Here is a 17,905-nt window from a genome sequence, read left to right on the forward strand (position 1 = left end):
TATTTGTCAACTTAATAAATTGTTATAATGAAAAAAATTGCATTAGTATTAACTTTAATTATTACTACACAATTCATACAAGCACAAGAGCGTGTTATAACCACTGGAGTTCCGTTTTTATTAATTGCTGCTGATGCTCGTTCTGCAGGTATGGGAGACATGGGGGTTGCAACATCTGCAGATGCTTATTCTCAACAATATAATCCTGCGAAATATGCTTTCTCTTTAGATAAACAAGGTTTTTCTTTAAGCTATACGCCGTATTTAGCAAGTATCGCTAATGATATTTCATTGGGGCAGTTAACGTATTACAACAGAATTAATGAACAAAGTGCTTTTGCGGGTTCTTTGCGTTATTTTGGTTTAGGAGATATACAATTGACAGATAATAGTGGGAATCCAACCACTAATGTAAGTCCGAATGAATTTGCTTTAGATGGTTCGTATTCCTTAAAATTAAGCGAACGTTTTTCTATGGCTGTTGGCGGGCGTTATATTCGTTCCAATTTAAAAATCAATGACGGAACCAATGATTCATCTCCGGCATCTTCTTTCGCAGTTGATGTTGCAGGGTATTATCAGTCAGAAGAAATTGCGTATGATGATTTCAATGGTCGTTGGAGAGCAGGTTTTAATTTGCAAAATATGGGGCCGAAAATCAATTATAATAATGATGGAATAGATGAGAATGCAAATTTTTTACCGGCAAACTTACGTTTAGGTGCAGGATTTGATTTTATTTTTGATGATTATAATAAAGTATCCGTTACAGGTGAAGTAACTAAATTAATGGTGCCAACTCCTCCGGCTAATGATACAGATTTAAATGGTGATGGAGTGATTAATTCAACAGATTATCAACAGGCAATGGCGGATTATAATTCTCAAGGTTGGGTTAGCGGTATGTTCAAATCATTTAATGATGCTCCCGGTGGCTTATCAGAAGAATTAAAAGAATTTACATGGGCGTTAGGTGCAGAATATAATTATCAAGATTCATTTGCGTTAAGAACCGGATATTTTCATGAAAGTGAGCAAAAAGGAGCAAGAAAGTATTTTACTTTAGGAGCAGGATTTAAATACAACATTGTAAAAATAGATGTATCGTATTTATTCTCTGCATCAAAAGTTAGAAACCCGTTAGAAAATACATTGCGATTCTCTTTGACGTTTAATTTTGGTGATAAATACGACGAATTATAATAATAAGAACTAATTAAATTAAAATCCAAATTCTTTGCAGAGTTTGGATTTTTTTTCCTCAATTATGAAACAAATTTCAGTTACAACCAACTTTACAGTTTTTTCATCTATTGATGAATTGAGTGTTTTTGATAGGGAATTAATGATTAAAGCTCAGGAAATTAGAAGAGGGGCTTATGCTCCTTATTCAAAATTTCAGGTAGGAGTGGCGTTACTCTTAGATAACGGAGAAATAATTACAGGAAGTAATCAGGAAAATGCAGCTTATCCTTCAGGATTATGTGCTGAACGCGTTGCTATTTTTTATGCAGGAGCAAATTATCCTGATGCAATAGTTCAAAAGCTATTTATCTCAGCGTCACCACAAGATAAAGAGCTTTCTGACCCTATTCCGCCTTGCGGTGCTTGCAGGCAGTCTATTGCTGAATATGAAATCAAGCAAAACTCAGATATAGAAATATTTTTCATGGGAGCAACGGGAGAAATTTATAAGTCAAATTCATTGAAAAATTTATTACCATTATTGTTTGATAAAAAATATCTATAACGTTTTCGTAGAAAAAAATGTGATTTTATAAATAAAAAAGGTTAATTTCTTTGGAATTAATTTTTTCCATATTTATTGAAATAGTATTTTTGCTATTACTAAAATTTCTACTTTGGGATTTTTAGGTTTAAAAACAAAATTAACAAACAAATCAAAAATGAAACCAATCACAAAAGAAGTTTACCTTAAGTGGTATGAAGACATGCAGTTTTGGAGAAAGTTCGAGGACAAACTTGCTGCATTGTATATCCAACAAAAAGTAAGAGGATTTCTTCACTTATATAATGGACAAGAAGCCGTTTTAGCTGGAGCTTTACATGCTATGGATTTGTCTAAAGATAAGATGATTACAGCTTATCGTAATCACGTTCAGCCAATAGGTATGGGGGTTGATCCTCGTAGAGTTATGGCAGAACTTTTAGGTAAAGCTACGGGAACTTCTCAAGGATTAGGTGGTTCAATGCATATTTTTTCTAAAGAACATGGGTTTTACGGAGGTCACGGAATTGTTGGAGGACAAATTCCTCTTGGTGCTGGACTTGCTTTCGCAGATAAATATTTCAATACAGGAGGTGTAACGCTAACGTATTTCGGAGATGGTGCTGCTCGTCAAGGTTCATTACACGAAACATTTAATATGGCAATGAACTGGAAATTACCTGTAGTATTTATTGTAGAGAACAATGGATATGCAATGGGTACTTCTGTAGAAAGGACTGCTAATCATACCGATGTTTGGAAATTAGGTTTAGGATACGAAATGCCATGTGGACCAGTTGATGGAATGAATCCTATTAAAGTAGCAGAAGCCATGAGCGAAGCTATCGAAAGAGCACGTCGCGGAGACGGACCAACTTTCTTAGAGTTAAAAACATATCGTTACAGAGGACATTCAATGTCTGATGCACAACATTATAGAACAAAAGAAGAGGTAGAAGAATACAAAAAAATTGATCCAATTACTCAAGTTCTTGATATTATCAAAGAAAATAATTATGTTACTGAAGCTGAAATCGAAGCTATCGATCAAAGAGTTTCTGATTTAGTGGCTGAATGTGAGAAATTCGCCGAAGAATCTCCATATCCGGACTTAAATGTAATGTATGACGTAGTATACGAACAAGAGAATTATCCATTTTTACCTCATAAATTATAAGCAATATGGCAACAGTAGTAACAATGCCTCGTTTAAGCGATACTATGACAGAAGGTACCGTAGCGACATGGCTTAAAAAAGTTGGAGATAAAATTAAAGAAGGAGATATTTTAGCCGAAATTGAAACGGACAAAGCTACAATGGAGTTTGAGTCTTTCAATGCGGGTACTTTATTATATATCGGTATTAAAGAAGGAGAAACAGCTCCGGTTGATTCGCTTTTAGCAATTATTGGTAACGAAGGTGAAGATATTAGTCAATATTTAAACCAAGGAGCATCTGCCGCTAAAGTTGAAGAAACAACCGCTCCTGAAGTAAAAGAAGAGGCTAAACCTACTGCTTCTGCTGAAATTCCAGCAGGCGTAAAGGTAGTGACAATGCCTCGTTTGAGCGATACTATGACAACAGGAACAGTAGCTTCTTGGTTGAAAAAAGTAGGTGACGCTGTTAAAGAAGGAGATATTTTAGCCGAAATTGAAACAGATAAAGCTACGATGGAGTTTGAATCTTTCAATGCAGGTACTTTGTTATATATTGGTGTTCAAGAAGGAGAAACTGCTCCGGTTGACGCTATTTTAGCCATTTTAGGTCCTGCCGGAACTGATGTTTCTGATGTAGTGGCTAATTTTAAAGTAGGTGGTACATCTGAAGAGGCTCCTAAAGAAGAAACTAAAACAGTCGCTGCTTCAACTCCAAGTGCTTCAACTCCTGCTGAATTTGTGAGTAATGAAACAGGTAGAATTTTAGCATCTCCATTAGCTAAAAAAATTGCTGAAGAAAAAGGAATTAACTTGGCACAAGTTAAAGGAACTGGCGAAAACGGAAGAATTGTGAAAAGTGACGTTGAGAACTTTACGCCTTCTGCAGTTTCAATTCCAACTCAAGAAACAACTTCGGCAACTCAAGCTGTGGTGGCGGTAAAACCATTCGTTCCTGCTGGAGAAGAATATCGCGAAGAATTGAAAAATTCTCAAATGCGTAAAACTATTGCACGTCGTTTGGCTGAGTCTAAATTTACAGCACCTCACTATTATTTAACGATTGAGTTAGATATGGATAACGCAATGGCTTCACGTGCTATGATTAATACATTGCCGGATACTAAAGTGTCTTTCAATGATATGGTAGTGAAAGCTTGTGCTATGGCATTGAAAAAACACCCGCAAGTGAATTCTCAATGGAAAGATGATGTTATGGTTTTAAACCACCATGTGCATGTTGGTGTTGCAGTAGCAGTTGAGGACGGATTGGTTGTTCCTGTATTGAAATTTACAGATCAAATGACGTTATCTCAAATTGGGGCTTCAGTAAAAGATATGGCTGTAAGAGCAAAAGCTAAAAAAATTCAGCCGGCTGAAATGGAAGGAAGTACATTCACAATTTCTAATTTAGGAATGTTCGGAATCCAATCGTTTACGTCAATTATTAACCAACCGAATTCAGCTATTTTGTCGGTTGGTGCAATTATTGAAAAACCAGTAGTTAAAAATGGTCAAATTGTTGTAGGTAATACAATGACAGTAACACTTGCTTGCGATCACAGAACTGTAGACGGAGCTACAGGAGCTCAATTCCTTCAGACGCTTAAAGCGTACATGGAAAATCCTGTGACTATGTTGGCTTAATTTTTAATGAGTTAAGATATAAATCCCAAGATTTTCTTGGGATTTTTTTATTTTTTACCTTTACCCAAAACAGAATTAAGATGAAAAATATCATCATTACAGGAACTTCTCGCGGAATTGGCTACGAAATGGCATTACAATTTGCTAATTCCGGGTACCAAGTTTTAGCTATTTCAAGAAAAATACCTCAAGCATTAATCGAAAATCAAAATATAACGTGTTTGTCGATTGACATTTCGGCAGAGAAAGATTTGGAACAAGTAGCAAAATTTATCCAAGAATCATGGAGTGGCAAAGTGGATGTTTTAATTAATAATGCAGGAAGTTTAGTCAATAAACCTTTTGAGCAAATAAGTTCTGCTGATTTTTTGAAAGTATACCAAGTCAATGTTTTTGCAGTGGCAGCCTTAACTCAAATTTGTATTCCATTGATGCAAAAAGGGAGTCATGTGGTTACTATTAGTTCAATGGGAGGAATTCAAGGGAGTATGAAGTTTCCGGGCTTAGCGGCTTATAGTTCAAGCAAAGGTGCTGTAATTACACTTTCAGAACTTTTAGCAGAAGAATATAAAGAGAAAGAAATAGCTTTTAATGTTTTGGCGTTAGGTGCGGTGCAAACCGAAATGTTGCAAGAAGCTTTTCCCGGGTATGAAGCACCTATTTCTGCAAAAGAGATGGCCGATTATATTTATAATTTTGCTTTAACCGGAAATAAATATTACAATGGTAAAGTATTACAAGTTTCTTCAACAACACCTTAATTTTGAGTGAAGTTTTATCGAAATATTTGCCTGAACACGCTGTTCTTCCTTGTTTTGAACTGATAAAAATGCATCATGTGCATTTAAAAATAGTGAACGACAGGGTAACACGTCATGGAGATTATCGTAAAAACTCCGATGGGTATCATTTGATCACGGTTAATGCGAGTTTAAACAAGTATCGCTTTTTAATGACGCTGATTCATGAAATTGCGCATTTAGTCGCTTTTGAAAAGTATGGGCGGATGATTAAACCGCATGGGAACGAATGGAAATATACTTTTCAGCAGTTGATGATTCCTTTTATCCGACCTGAAATTTTTCCGAATCAATTATTGCCTCTTTTAGCGCGTCACTTTAAAAATCCTAAAGCAAGTAGCGATACGGATGCGACCTTGAGTTTAGCTTTAAAGCAATTTGATATTAAAGAACAATCGGATAAAGTGTATGTTTTTGAATTGCCTTATGGAGCTAATTTTAGAATCCATAACGGTAAAGTATTCAAAAAAATTGCACTTCGAGTAAAACGTTACGAATGCATAGAACTGAAAACAGGTCGGGTTTATTTGTTTCAACCCAATGCAGAAGTGGAACAACTTACTTTTTAAGAAGCATTCGGGCTCAAATAACCCAGACTTAACCTTTAATATCTTAAATATTTGGAAAAAACTTAGTATTTTTGAACCTTAGCAGACAAAGTATATATGAATAAGAATTATTATGCTATAATTATGGCCGGAGGCGTTGGGTCTCGATTTTGGCCTGTCAGTACAACAGAATTTCCGAAACAGTTTCACGATATGTTAGGGACTGGCGTTACGTTACTTCAAAAAACCTTTTCAAGATTGAGTAAAGTAATTCCGGTAGAGAATATTTTGGTTTTAACCAATGAAAAATATAATGATATTGTTTTAACCCAATTACCAGAATTAAAACCTGAACAGTTGGTTTTAGAACCCATGATGCGAAATACAGCACCTTGTATTTTATATGCATCCTTAAAAATTAAAAAGAAAAATCCAAATGCTTTAATGATAGTAGCACCTTCTGACCATTGGATTGAAGATGAAATTTCATTTGCTAAAAATGTAGAAGAAGCCTTTCAGTTTTGTAAAACGAATGATTCTTTAGTAACTTTAGGAATTAAACCTACTTTTGCAAATACAGGTTTTGGATATATTGAATATAATAAAGAAGATGTAAAAGCAGTAAAAAAAGTTGTTCAGTTCAGAGAAAAACCGGATTACGAAACGGCTAATAAGTTTTTAGAAAGTGGTAATTTTCTTTGGAATGCAGGTATTTTTATTTGGAGTGTACAATCTATTGAAAATGCTTTTAAGAAGTTTAAGCCAACCATGTATCAGTTGTTTATGAGTGGTTATGATTTTTATCAAACATCTGATGAAAAGCAATTTATAGCAGAAAATTACAGAATGGCAGAGAATATCTCGATAGATTATGCTGTTCTAGAACGGGCTAAAAATGTTTTTGTGCTGGAAGCTAGTTTTGATTGGAATGATTTAGGAACTTGGGGATCGCTTCATGAAAAGTTAGTAAAGGATTCTAATAATAATGCAGTTGTCAATGCAACGGTTATTTTAGAAAATTCTTCAAACAATATCATCCGAGCTGAGGGAAAAAAGCTAGTAGTTGTTGATGGTTTAGATGATTATATTATAGTAGATAAAGATGATGTTTTGTTGATTTATCCAAAATGTAAAGAACAAGACATCAAACAGATTGTTTCAAAAATAAATAATTAATGGAAGATAAAAATCAAGAACAAAAGCAACAAGCCCCTGAAATTTCCTTTTTAGCTAGTCTAAAAGCATTGGTCAAAGAAATTTTTGACATTTCTAAAGATACTGATCGAAAGGCTACTATCGAAGATATTAAAGCCGGTGTGGATATGAAAGGACAGAATGCTTGGGTTTTGATTTTTTCTATTTTAATTGCTTCAACTGGACTTAATACAAGTTCAACGGCTGTTGTTATTGGAGCCATGTTGATTTCTCCGTTAATGGGACCTATACTAGGGATGGGATTGTCTTTAGGGATTAATGATGTGGAACTGTTGCGCAAATCACTTAAGAATTTCGGAGTGATGGTTGTATTAAGTTTAACCACTTCATTCTTATTTTTTAGTGTTCCGCTTTTTCAAAATGAAACTCCAGAGTTAATAGCAAGAACTTCTCCTAATGTTTTAGATATTATCATTGCTTTATCGGGAGGTTTGGCTTTGTTGGTTGCATTAAGTCGAAGAAATAAGTCAACAAATACGATTGCGGGTGTGGCTATTGCAACCGCTTTGATGCCACCATTGTGTACTGCCGGATTTGGTTTGGCAACAGGAAAATGGGATTTTTTTGGTGGTGCACTTTTCTTGTTCTCTATTAATACTATTTTCATTGCTACTGCTACTTATTTAGTGGTAAAATCGCTTCGTTTTCCGCTTAAAGAATATGCTGATAAACAACGTAAAAAGCAAATTTCTCAATTGTTGACACTTATTGCTTTGGCGATTATTATTCCAAGTGTTTACTTTTTTTATAAATTGTATAAGAAATCAGATTTTGAAAAGAAAGTAGAAACAGTTCTCTTGGATTTGAAGGAAGATAAAGGAATTGGTGTTTTTGATATTCAAACCAGTTATAAAGATAATACAGTCAGTTTTGCTGTTATTGGTGAAAGCTTAAATAATGATGAAATTAAAAAAATTCAAGACAAAATAGCTTCTTTAGGATATTCAGGAATTAAAGTTAAAGTACTTCAGGATTTGGAAAGTCAGAAAACGTTATCTCGTTTAAACGAAATTGAAAATTCCTATTTAACCACACAACAGCTTTTGATGAAAAAAGAAGAACAATTGTTAGAAAAAGACAAAGAAATTTTTGATTTAAAAGCAAAGTTAAATAATGGTTCGGCTGTTTCATTTGTAGAAGTAGCTGACGAATTGAAAAGCTTAAATAATCAAATTGAAGAAGTTTCTTTTTATAGTGTTTTGCATACCAATTTTAAAGCTGTCGATACGGTTCCGCATTTCATCGTGAAATGGAATAAATCTATAAAAAGTGAAGAGCGACAAACTGAAACAGAACGCTTTGGAAAGTGGTTGAAAACCAAATTGAAAAATAAAAAAGTAGAAGTGAAGTCGGAATAAAAATTACATTCCGTCCTCTTCTAAATACATTCTGCGGACTTTTTTGAATAATTCTGAGGAATACACAAAATCAGTTACTGCTTCATTATCTGTTTTGAAGATTTCTTTGTTTGAACCTTCCCATTCCAATAAGCCATTTTTCAAGAACACAATTTTCTCGCCAATTTCCATTACTGAATTCATATCGTGTGTGTTAATCACTGTCGTTATGTTGTATTCCTGCGTGATTTCCTGAATCAAATTGTCAATTACAATGGCTGTTTTAGGGTCTAATCCGGAGTTGGGTTCGTCACAAAAAAGATATTTCGGATTGTTAACAATAGCTCTGGCAATAGCTACGCGTTTTTGCATACCACCTGAAATTTCAGAAGGCATTTTATAATGGGCATCTACTAGATTTACCCTTTCGATAACAAAATCAACACGTTCTTTTATTTCCTTTGGTGTTTTATTGGAAAACATTTTCAACGGGAAACCAACGTTTTCTTCTACAGTTAAACTATCAAATAAAGCACTTCCTTGAAATACCATTCCGATTTCAGTTCGAAGATCTTGTTTTTCGTCTTTTGACATTTCTGAATAAATTCTTCCGTCAAAAGAAATAGTTCCTTTTTCAGGCGTGTGAAGTCCTAATAAAGATTTTAGGAAAACTGTTTTTCCGGAACCACTTTGCCCAATAACTAAACTCGTTTGCCCAGCTTCAAATCGGGTTGAAATCCCTTTTAAAACCTTTTGTGAACCAAATGTTTTTTCTAAATTCTTAACTTCTATCATTTGCTTAATAACATTTGGGTTAAAATATAATTCATCAAAATAATAACAACAGAAGTCCAAACAAAGGAAACAGTACTAGCTTTACCCACTTCGAGTGCTCCGCCTTTCATGTAATAGCCGTGAAAAGAAGGAATAGTTGCTAAAATAAAAGCAAAAACGGCAGTTTTAATGAAAGCGTAAGCGATATGGAATGGAATAAAATCTTCCTGCAATCCAATAGTAAATTCATTACTCGTTGCGAATCCACCGTAAACAGTAGCCATCCATCCACCAAAATTTCCAAGGAACATCGCAATTCCAATCACAAACGGATATAAAAGCAAAGCAATGATCTTTGGGAAAACCAAATAATTCAACGAATTGACACCCATTACTTCCAAAGCATCAATTTGCTCGGTTACACGCATGGTTCCGATACTTGATGTAATGAATGAACCCATTTTTCCGGCCATAATAATGGAAACAAAAGTGGGAGCAAACTCTAAAATAACCGATTGCCTTGTAGCAAAACCGATAAGATATTTAGGAATTAACGGATTGGTTAAGTTTAAAGCCGTTTGAATCGCTACAACGCCACCTACGAAAAATGAAATGAAACAAACGATCCCAAGTGAATCAATGACTAAATCGTCTATTTCTTTTAAGATTAACTGCTTCATTACGCTCCATTTAGTGTGACGACTAAACGTTTCTTTAAGCATGATGAAATATTTTCCTATTTGCGATAAAATTCGAATGACAAACATATTCTGTAAATATTGGCTAAAATATAAAATAGTTTTCAGTTAGCGGTCACAGTATTCAGTTTTTTGCCAATTGCTAACTACGACTGTTGACTATTTTACCCTTCATTTTTCCCCAGCGGTATTCTCTAATAAATTTAGCTTGTTCTTGGGTAACCAGTAGCGGTTTTTTAGCTTTTTTAGCTTTCCAAAATCCGTTTAAGTAATCTATAAAAAGCAATGGTTTTCCTTTTCGTAAAGCTAATTTCAACGACGCAATGGCTGTAATTACAAAGCCGTAACCCAAAGAATAAAAAGCTTCGCCTTGTTTGTATCGAGATGCTTTGTTGTAATTGGTTCCGGTTGGTTTTAAATGCTTAACGTGTAAATCTGCATCAGTTTTTACTTGCCATCCGTAAAATTTGCAAAGCAATTCGTCTACAGTGTCCCAGCCCATCGCCGGTTTTAGTCCGCCAATTTGTTCAAAACAAGCTTTTCGATACGCTTTAAAAGCCCCACGAATATGATCTTTATCGGTTAGGTTTTCTAAGATCCATTCTCCGTTTTTCTCAATATAAGCAAAACCACCAACCATTCCAACTTTTGGATCGGATTGAAAATGTTTTATAATCGTTTCAAAGTAGTTTTCTGGGAAAATCAAGTCGGCATCAGCTTTTACAATAAAATCATAATTAGAATCCAAAGTTTTCAAACCTTTGTTAAACGCTAAAATAACTTTGCTTCCGGGTAAATGAATGGCTTCAGAAGTATTGTTGGCCAATGTAATCCAAGGATGTTTTTCGGAAAATTGGTTGACAACAGTTTCAGTATTGTCAACAGAATTATCATTGACAACCACAACTTTGCTTGGTAAAACAGTTTGGTTAGCCAAAGATTCTAGTGTTAATCCAATGAGATTGGCTTCGTTGTGCGCCGGAATGACAATGTAAAATTTCATAAAATACAGGAATTCAAAACAAAAATAAGCAATTAGGTGTTTACAGTGGAAATATCTTTATTTTTGTATGACAAAGAAAATTTGTATGACCACAAAAATTGCAGTAATTATTGTAACCTTCAATGGAGAAAAATGGCTTGATAAATGTTTGAAGTCACTGCAAAATTCAATTCTTCAAGTTCGTGTTATTGCTGTAGATAACGCTTCAACAGACCAGTCGGTAGCTGTTTTAAAACAATTCGATTTTGTAGAACTTATCCAATCTGAAAAAAATTTAGGTTTTGGAAAGGCGAATAATATTGGCATGCAAAAAGCGATAGAAGCGGGTTTTGATTATTTATTTTTATTGAATCAAGATACTTGGATTTATCCGGAAACCATACAAAATTTAGTTTTGGCAGCCGAAAGCAATTCAAATTACGGAATTGTGAGTCCAATCCATTTTTCTGCTGATGAAGTGACTTTAGATGCTAATTTTGAAACCTATTGGCACAGAAAAATTAAAACAATTTCAGAAGTAATGGATGAAGTTCCGTTTATCAATGCGGCCGCATGGTTACTTCCTAAAGCAGTTATTGAAAAGGTAGGTTATTTTGAACCGATGTATGATCATTATGGCGAAGATCGAAATTATTCGGATAGAGTTCGTTATCATGGCTTTAAAACAATTGTGGTAAAAAATGCGAAAATTTGTCACGATAGAACGATTACAAGGAGCTTTCAGAAGGACATCAAACAATCAAAATACAAAATGTTGGCTGAAGTTTTGAATGTAAATCACAATTATATAGTCGGATTATTAAGCGCTTTTCGAAATGTAGTTGGTTTGCCTAAATATTTCTCTAGGTATTATTCCTTTTCAAAAGTATTTTCAATGTTTTGGCAATTATTTGGGTATTATATACTTTTAAAATTACATTTTATAACGTTGCTAAAAGCCCGAAAAAGTTATAAATAATGCAAGACACACAATCACATAAACAAGCTTTTTGGTTTACGATAATTAATTATTTAGGAATTGCCATTGGGGTGCTTTCTACAGTTTTCGTATACCCGAATGACAAAGATTTTTTAGGAAAAGTGGGTTTTGTAGATAGTATTGCCCAAATGTTATATCCGGTTTTGGTGTTTGGTGGAGCACAAGCCTTAATTCATTTTTATCCTAACCTTTCAGAGAATAACAAACGTCAACTTTTCAAATACGGAATTTTTACAATCTTGGGAATTGGTGTTGGAGTGCTTTTATTGTTGTTTTTAGGAGAATTTGTGATTGATTGGGATCGATACCAATATTTGTTTTTTGCTTTTCCGCTCGCTGTTGCTTTGGCTTTCATCGAATTGTTTAAGCGTCAGGCTGCCAATTTACAGAAGATTGCTGTTCCAACGTTTTATGAAAAAATCATTCCCAAAGTAGCGCTTCCTGCTGTTTTCATTTTGGTGCTGTTAGGTCTGGTAACCGAAAATGTAGGAATTTACACGTTTATAGCCTTTTATTTTTTACTGTTACTTTTGTTGAGCCAATATCTATTCCGCTATTTTTCAATTAAAGGTGAAGGTAGTTTTCAAGAACTTTTCCAGGAAATTCCAAAAAACGAATATTTTAGCTATTGTTTTTATACATTTATCGGAAGTTTTGGTTCCTTTTTAGCTTTTAGAGTAGATGGTTTCATGATTCCGTTGTTTTGTGAATTTGAAGATAACGGAACCTATAGAATTGCCGTGAATTTAGCTTCGGCTTTGGCTATTCCTGCCACCGGATTGTTTACAGTGTATGCGCCACAAGTATCTGCCTTGATTAAAAACCAGGATTGGGAAACCTTACGAATGAAATATGTAGAAACGGCAAAGTTGTTGTTCTTCGTGGGGGCAATCTTGTTGGGCTGTATTTTTATAGGAATTGAACCGCTTTTTCAATTGCTGCCAACAGGAGAAAAATTGATGGCTTCTGTTCCTGTTATGTATGTTTTAGGGAGCAATGTGTTGTTTAATATGGCAACCGGTTTTAATTCAGAAATTATTTCGTATTCACAATATTATCGCTTCAATATTATTTCTGTTTTGATTTTGGTGGTTTTAAATGTTTCATTGAATTGGTATTTCTTGACTCAAACTGAAATAGGAATTTTAGGAGTTGCCATTGCTTCTTTTATAGCAATGACGTTATTTAATTTAGCGAAGTTGATTTTTATCTATAAAAAATTTGGCATACTTCCATTTGATAAAAGTTATGCCAAATTAATTTTTGTTTTGAATATTGTGTTCTTCGGAATTTATTTAATGCCCAGCCTAGAAAATCTTTGGTTGGAAGTTATTATGAAGGTAAGTGCCTTTTTGATTATTGCTTTGAGTTTGGTTTACCAAATGCAACTGATTCCGTCCATGAATTTTTGGTTCAATAAATTGTTGAAAAGATAAATTTACATTTGATAGACGAATGCATTAATGTTCATTCCGGCACCAACAGAAGCAAATATGATAACATCGCCTTTGTTTAGTTGATGATCTTTTAATTCTTCTTTGACCAATAAATCATATAATGTTGGAATTGTTGCAACACTTGAGTTTCCTAATTTATGAATACTCATAGGCATAACTCCTTCGGGAGGAGTTTGTTTATACAAACGGAAGAAACGCTGAATAATAGCTTCGTCCATTTTTTCATTAGCTTGGTGAATCAAAACTTTTTTGACTTGCGAAATGTCAGTCCCGCTTTTTTCTAAACATTCTTTCATCGCTTTCGGAACATTAGATAAGGCGAATTCATAGATTTTTCGTCCATACATTTTAATATAGCGAACATCCGGATCTGATTTTTTGTCATACGAATTTCCAAAGAAAAGATAATACGCTTCGTCATGTGCAAATGTCGCCGATTCATGAGCCAGAATTCCACCTTCTTCTTCCGTAGCTTCAATGATTGTCGCTCCGGCACCGTCGGAATAGATCATAGAATCTCTATCGTGCATATCAACTACTCTGGAAAGTGTTTCTGCTCCAATAACCAAACATTTCTTTGCCATTCCGGCTTTGATATAAGCTTGTGCTTGAATTACACCTTCAATCCAACCCGGACAACCAAACAAAATATCGTAGGCTACACATTTAGGATTTTTGATTTTCAACGTATGTTTTACACGCGAAGCCAAACTTGGTAAAATATCCGTTTGAATAGCTCCTTTTTTAACGTCACCAAAATTGTGAGCAAAAATGATATAATCCAATGTTTCAGGATCTATTTTAGCGTTATCAATGGCACGTTGAGCAGCAATAGCAGCAATGTCAGATGATAATAAGTCGTCAGAAACATATCTCCTTTCTTCAATTCCTGTAATTTCTAAAAATTTTTGAGCAACCACTTCATTAGGTTGTGGGAATTGTGTGCCGTCTTCATTTAAGAAGTTATGTTGAGCGAAATCTAAATTGGTTACTTTTTCAGTAGGGATGTAGGAACCCGATCCTGTTATTTTGATGTTCATTGTTTTATTATTTTAAGCTGCCTAAATTAGTTATTTATTGATTATAACAATTTTTACAGCAGTTTATTTTGTTTAAATTATTGAATTATTAAAAACTATTTATTTTTTTAATAAAAATAAAAGAAAATAAATAATTAAGCCAATTTCATTTGCATAACTGTAGCCATATTTAGAGACTGAGTTTTCATTTGTTCCGCTTTTGGACCCGAAAAATGTTCGTCAATAGTATCAAAAAGGTGAGTAAGCCAAGTTTTGTAATGTTCTGCAGAAAATGCACTTTGCTCATGAACCTTTTGATGAACTTCAATCATGTTGTTAAAATACCCGCCTCTTAAAAATAAAGCTTGTTCCCAGAAAGTAGCCAAAAGTTTAAAATGTTCCGGTAAATGTTGGCTAACGGTAGTAGTTTGAGTAAAGAAATGATGTATAGAAGCATCCGCTAAAAGTTTGTCATAAAACTTTTCCATCAGTAATAAGATGTCTTCACGAGTTTCAATATCTCTCATTGTTTTTGTTTTCAAAAGTACAATTTTGTGTTTTTATAATTATTGATATTTATCATGCATAAAAAAGGCTTCAATAATTGAAGCCTTTTTTATTATTTACTAGTCAAGTCACCAGGGACTGATTTATTCCTAAATTACATATATGCTTCAATAGGAGCACAAGAACAAACTAAATTTCTGTCACCGTAAGCATCATCAATACGTCTTACCGTTGGCCAGAATTTATTCTCAGCGATAAACTCTAACGGATAAGCTGCGGCTTCTCTTGTATATGGGTAATCCCAAGTGTCAGCTGTTAGCATAGCTAAAGTGTGAGGCGCATTTTTCAAGACGTTGTTTTTATCGTCAGCAGATGAAGCTTCAATTTCTTTTCTGATCGCGATTAAAGCATCACAAAAACGATCTAATTCCGCTAAATCTTCAGATTCTGTTGGTTCAATCATCAATGTTCCGGCAACAGGGAAAGATACTGTTGGTGCGTGGAAACCGTAGTCCATTAAGCGTTTTGCAATATCTCCGACTTCAATTCCTTTTTCTTTGAATGCACGACAATCTAAGATCATTTCGTGAGCAGCTCTTCCCATTTCTCCAGAATATAAAACCGGATAATGTTCCGCTAAACGCGCTTTCATATAGTTAGCGTTCAAAATAGCATATTTAGTAGCTTCTGTTAAACCGTCAGCGCCCATCATGCTAATGTAACCGTAAGAAATCAAACATACTAAAGCTGATCCGTAAGGTGCAGAAGAAATCGCTGTAATGGCATTTTCGCCACCTACTTTTATAACCGGGTTAGTCGGTAAGAACTCCACTAATTTTTCGTTTACACAAATTGGTCCCACTCCAGGTCCACCACCACCGTGAGGAATAGCAAATGTTTTGTGTAAGTTCAAGTGACAAACATCAGCGCCAATAGTTGCAGGATTTGTTAATCCAACTTGTGCATTCATATTGGCACCATCCATATATACTAACCCTCCGTTTTCGTGGATAATATTGGTAATTTGTCTGATAGCACTTTCGTAAACTCCGTGCGTAGAAGGATAAGTAACCATTAAACACGATAAGTTGTCTTTATGTTCAATCGCTTTTGCTCTTAAATCTTCAACATCAATGTTTCCTTCCGGAGTTGTTTTAGTTACAATAATATTCATTCCGGCCATAGCTGCGGAAGCAGGATTAGTTCCGTGAGCAGAAGCAGGAATTAAACATACATTGCGATGCCCTTCATTACGAGACATGTGATACGCACGGATAGTCATTAAACCGGCATATTCACCTTGAGCTCCTGAGTTGGGTTGTAAAGTGGTGCCTGTAAATCCGGTAATTACATTTAATTGTTGTTCTAATTTTTGAAGCATAGTGATATAACCTTCTGCTTGATCTACCGGAGCAAATGGGTGAATACTGTTCCAATTTGCCATCGATAACGGCAACATTTCAGAAGCAGCATTTAATTTCATAGTACAAGAACCTAAAGAAATCATCGAGTGGTTCAATGATAAATCTTTGCGCTCTAATTTTTTGATATAACGCATCAACTGACTTTCAGAATGATGGTTGTTGAATACATCATGCGTTAAGAAAGAAGAAGCTCTTTCTAAAGAAGCCGGTAATTGATTTGCAGTTGACAATTCAGTAACTGTGAAAGCATCTTTACCTGTAGCTTCGGCAAAAATCGCGATGATTTGGTTGATATCTTTGATAGAAGTTGTTTCGTTGAAAGAAATCGAAATCGTTTCTGCATCAGCATAGAAGAAGTTTACTTCATTTCTTTCGGCAATAGCTTTTACTTTTTGAGCATCTGCTTTTACTAAAATAGTGTCAAAATAAGCAGAGTTCATTTGGTAAATACCTAATTGGTTTAAAGCTTCAGCAGTAGTTACCGCAGCAGCGTGAACTTTATTAGCAATATATCGTAAACCTTTTGGACCGTGATAAACTGCATACATACCTGCCATAACCGCCAATAAAACTTGAGCCGTACAGATGTTTGAAGTTGCTTTTTCACGTTTAATATGTTGTTCACGAGTTCCTAAAGCCATACGTAAGGCACGGTTTCCGTTAGCATCGATAGAGACACCGATGATACGGCCTGGCATAGAACGTTTGTATTCTTCTTTTGTAGCGAAGTATCCTGCATGCGGACCTCCGTAACCCATTGGGATACCAAAACGTTGCGTAGTTCCAACCACTACAGCAGCTCCCATTTCTCCCGGAGAAGTTAAGGTAGCCAATGATAAAATATCCGCTGCAACAGCTACTTTGATATCGTTTGCCGCTGCTTTAGCAATAAAACCAGCATAGTCATAAACCTGACCGTATTTTCCCGGATATTGAAGAATAGCGCCAAAGAATTCGTCTGAAAAATCAAAAGTTTCGTGATTACCTACTACTAATTCAATTCCGATTGGAGTAGAACGTGTTTGTAATACTGAAAGTGTTTGTGGTAAAATTTCTTCAGAAACGAAGAATTTGTTGGTATTGTTTTTCTTTTGGTCACGAGTTCTTACATCAAAAAGTAGTGCCATCGCTTCAGCAGCAGCAGTACCTTCGTCAAGTAAAGATGCGTTTGCAATTTCCATTCCTGTCAATTCAATTATAGTAGTTTGGAAATTTAATAGCGCTTCTAAACGACCTTGAGCAATTTCTGCTTGGTAAGGTGTATAAGCAGTATACCATCCCGGGTTTTCAAAAATATTTCTTTGGATAGGCGCCGGAACAATTGTTGGGTGATATCCTAAACCGATATAGGATTTGAAAACTTTATTTTTTTGACCCAATTCCAAAATATGATTGGCATATTCATATTCAGTCATAGCAGGGTCTAATTGAAGAGGAGATTTTAGTTTAATGTCATCCGGTAAAGTTTCGTAGATTAATTGGTCTATCGAATCTACACCGATTGTGTTCAACATTTGATTTAGGTCAGCTTCTCTAGGACCTAAGTGTCTCAAAGCAAATGCATCTGTTCTCATTAATCAATAAATGTGTATTTGAAATTTGTGTTGTTTAAA

At 34.8% G+C, this 17,905-nt stretch carries 16 protein-coding genes; 10 read left to right on the top strand and 6 right to left on the bottom strand.

The features are described 5' to 3' along the window. Positions 1-27 precede the first annotated feature (27 nt). From porV to ACUSJC_RS01845, 8 genes are all read left to right on the top strand, one after another. On the top strand, positions 28-1,203 hold the full coding sequence (gene porV / locus ACUSJC_RS01810) for a type IX secretion system outer membrane channel protein PorV (RefSeq protein ID WP_449267844.1): 1,176 nt from the start codon (positions 28-30) through the stop codon (positions 1,201-1,203). Positions 1,204-1,267: 64 nt separating this feature from the next. Beyond that, entirely contained in the window at positions 1,268-1,750 is a 483-nt protein-coding gene (gene cdd, locus ACUSJC_RS01815) for a cytidine deaminase (RefSeq protein ID WP_449267845.1), read from the top strand. Between the two features lie 157 nt (positions 1,751-1,907). Next, positions 1,908-2,906 (top strand): pyruvate dehydrogenase (acetyl-transferring) E1 component subunit alpha, encoded by a 999-nt coding sequence (pdhA, locus tag ACUSJC_RS01820; RefSeq protein ID WP_449267846.1) that lies wholly within the window; start codon positions 1,908-1,910, stop codon positions 2,904-2,906. Between the two features lie 5 nt (positions 2,907-2,911). Continuing rightward, positions 2,912-4,531, top strand: coding sequence for a pyruvate dehydrogenase complex dihydrolipoamide acetyltransferase (locus ACUSJC_RS01825; RefSeq protein WP_449267847.1), 1,620 nt, complete (start codon positions 2,912-2,914; stop codon positions 4,529-4,531). An 80-nt stretch (positions 4,532-4,611) separates the two neighbouring features. Next, on the top strand, positions 4,612-5,292 hold the full coding sequence (locus tag ACUSJC_RS01830) for an SDR family NAD(P)-dependent oxidoreductase (protein WP_449267848.1): 681 nt from the start codon (positions 4,612-4,614) through the stop codon (positions 5,290-5,292). Between the two features lie 2 nt (positions 5,293-5,294). Further along, complete coding sequence (locus ACUSJC_RS01835) at positions 5,295-5,900, top strand: SprT-like domain-containing protein (protein WP_449267849.1); 606 nt, start codon at positions 5,295-5,297, stop codon at positions 5,898-5,900. A 96-nt stretch (positions 5,901-5,996) separates the two neighbouring features. Beyond that, positions 5,997-7,055 carry a mannose-1-phosphate guanylyltransferase gene (locus tag ACUSJC_RS01840; RefSeq protein WP_449267850.1) on the top strand — a complete coding sequence of 353 codons (1,059 nt, stop codon included), beginning with the start codon at positions 5,997-5,999 and terminating at the stop codon, positions 7,053-7,055. Next, positions 7,055-8,452, top strand: a complete 1,398-nt coding sequence (locus tag ACUSJC_RS01845; RefSeq protein ID WP_449267851.1) for a TIGR00341 family protein — start codon at positions 7,055-7,057, stop codon at positions 8,450-8,452. The genes ACUSJC_RS01840 and ACUSJC_RS01845 overlap by 1 nt, the downstream gene beginning before the upstream one ends. Before the next feature lie 3 nt (positions 8,453-8,455). On the opposite strand, the gene ACUSJC_RS01850 is transcribed toward ACUSJC_RS01845, so the two are convergent. From ACUSJC_RS01850 to ACUSJC_RS01860, 3 genes are all read right to left on the bottom strand, one after another. After that, complete coding sequence (locus ACUSJC_RS01850; RefSeq protein ID WP_449267852.1) at positions 8,456-9,226, bottom strand: ABC transporter ATP-binding protein; 771 nt, start codon at positions 9,224-9,226, stop codon at positions 8,456-8,458. Next, a complete protein-coding gene (locus tag ACUSJC_RS01855; protein WP_449267853.1) occupies positions 9,223-9,972 on the bottom strand; it encodes an MlaE family ABC transporter permease in 750 nt (249 codons plus the stop codon). The genes ACUSJC_RS01850 and ACUSJC_RS01855 overlap by 4 nt, the downstream gene beginning before the upstream one ends. Before the next feature lie 73 nt (positions 9,973-10,045). Then, positions 10,046-10,906, bottom strand: coding sequence for a glycosyltransferase (locus ACUSJC_RS01860; protein WP_449267854.1), 861 nt, complete (start codon positions 10,904-10,906; stop codon positions 10,046-10,048). Positions 10,907-10,991: 85 nt separating this feature from the next. On the opposite strand from ACUSJC_RS01860, the gene ACUSJC_RS01865 reads away from it, so the two are divergent. Beyond that, positions 10,992-11,864: a glycosyltransferase family 2 protein gene (locus tag ACUSJC_RS01865; RefSeq protein ID WP_449267855.1), complete on the top strand. Its 873-nt coding sequence runs from the start codon at positions 10,992-10,994 to the stop codon at positions 11,862-11,864. Continuing rightward, a complete protein-coding gene (locus tag ACUSJC_RS01870; protein ID WP_449267856.1) occupies positions 11,864-13,321 on the top strand; it encodes a lipopolysaccharide biosynthesis protein in 1,458 nt (485 codons plus the stop codon). Before ACUSJC_RS01865 ends, ACUSJC_RS01870 begins: the two co-directional genes overlap by 1 nt. Before the next feature lie 2 nt (positions 13,322-13,323). Here the strand turns inward: ACUSJC_RS01870 and ACUSJC_RS01875 are convergent, their stop codons facing one another. The 3 genes from ACUSJC_RS01875 to gcvP all read right to left on the bottom strand — a co-directional run bounded on the left by ACUSJC_RS01875 (position 13,324) and on the right by gcvP (position 17,866). Then, positions 13,324-14,382, bottom strand: coding sequence for a 3-oxoacyl-ACP synthase III family protein (locus ACUSJC_RS01875; RefSeq protein WP_449267857.1), 1,059 nt, complete (start codon positions 14,380-14,382; stop codon positions 13,324-13,326). Positions 14,383-14,516: 134 nt separating this feature from the next. Next, a complete protein-coding gene (locus tag ACUSJC_RS01880; RefSeq protein ID WP_449267858.1) occupies positions 14,517-14,888 on the bottom strand; it encodes a group III truncated hemoglobin in 372 nt (123 codons plus the stop codon). Between the two features lie 134 nt (positions 14,889-15,022). Beyond that, positions 15,023-17,866 (bottom strand): aminomethyl-transferring glycine dehydrogenase, encoded by a 2,844-nt coding sequence (gene gcvP / locus ACUSJC_RS01885; RefSeq protein WP_449267859.1) that lies wholly within the window; start codon positions 17,864-17,866, stop codon positions 15,023-15,025. Between the last annotated feature and the right edge of the window lie 39 nt (positions 17,867-17,905).

The sequence above is a fragment of the Flavobacterium sp. U410 genome (genome assembly GCF_053570605.1).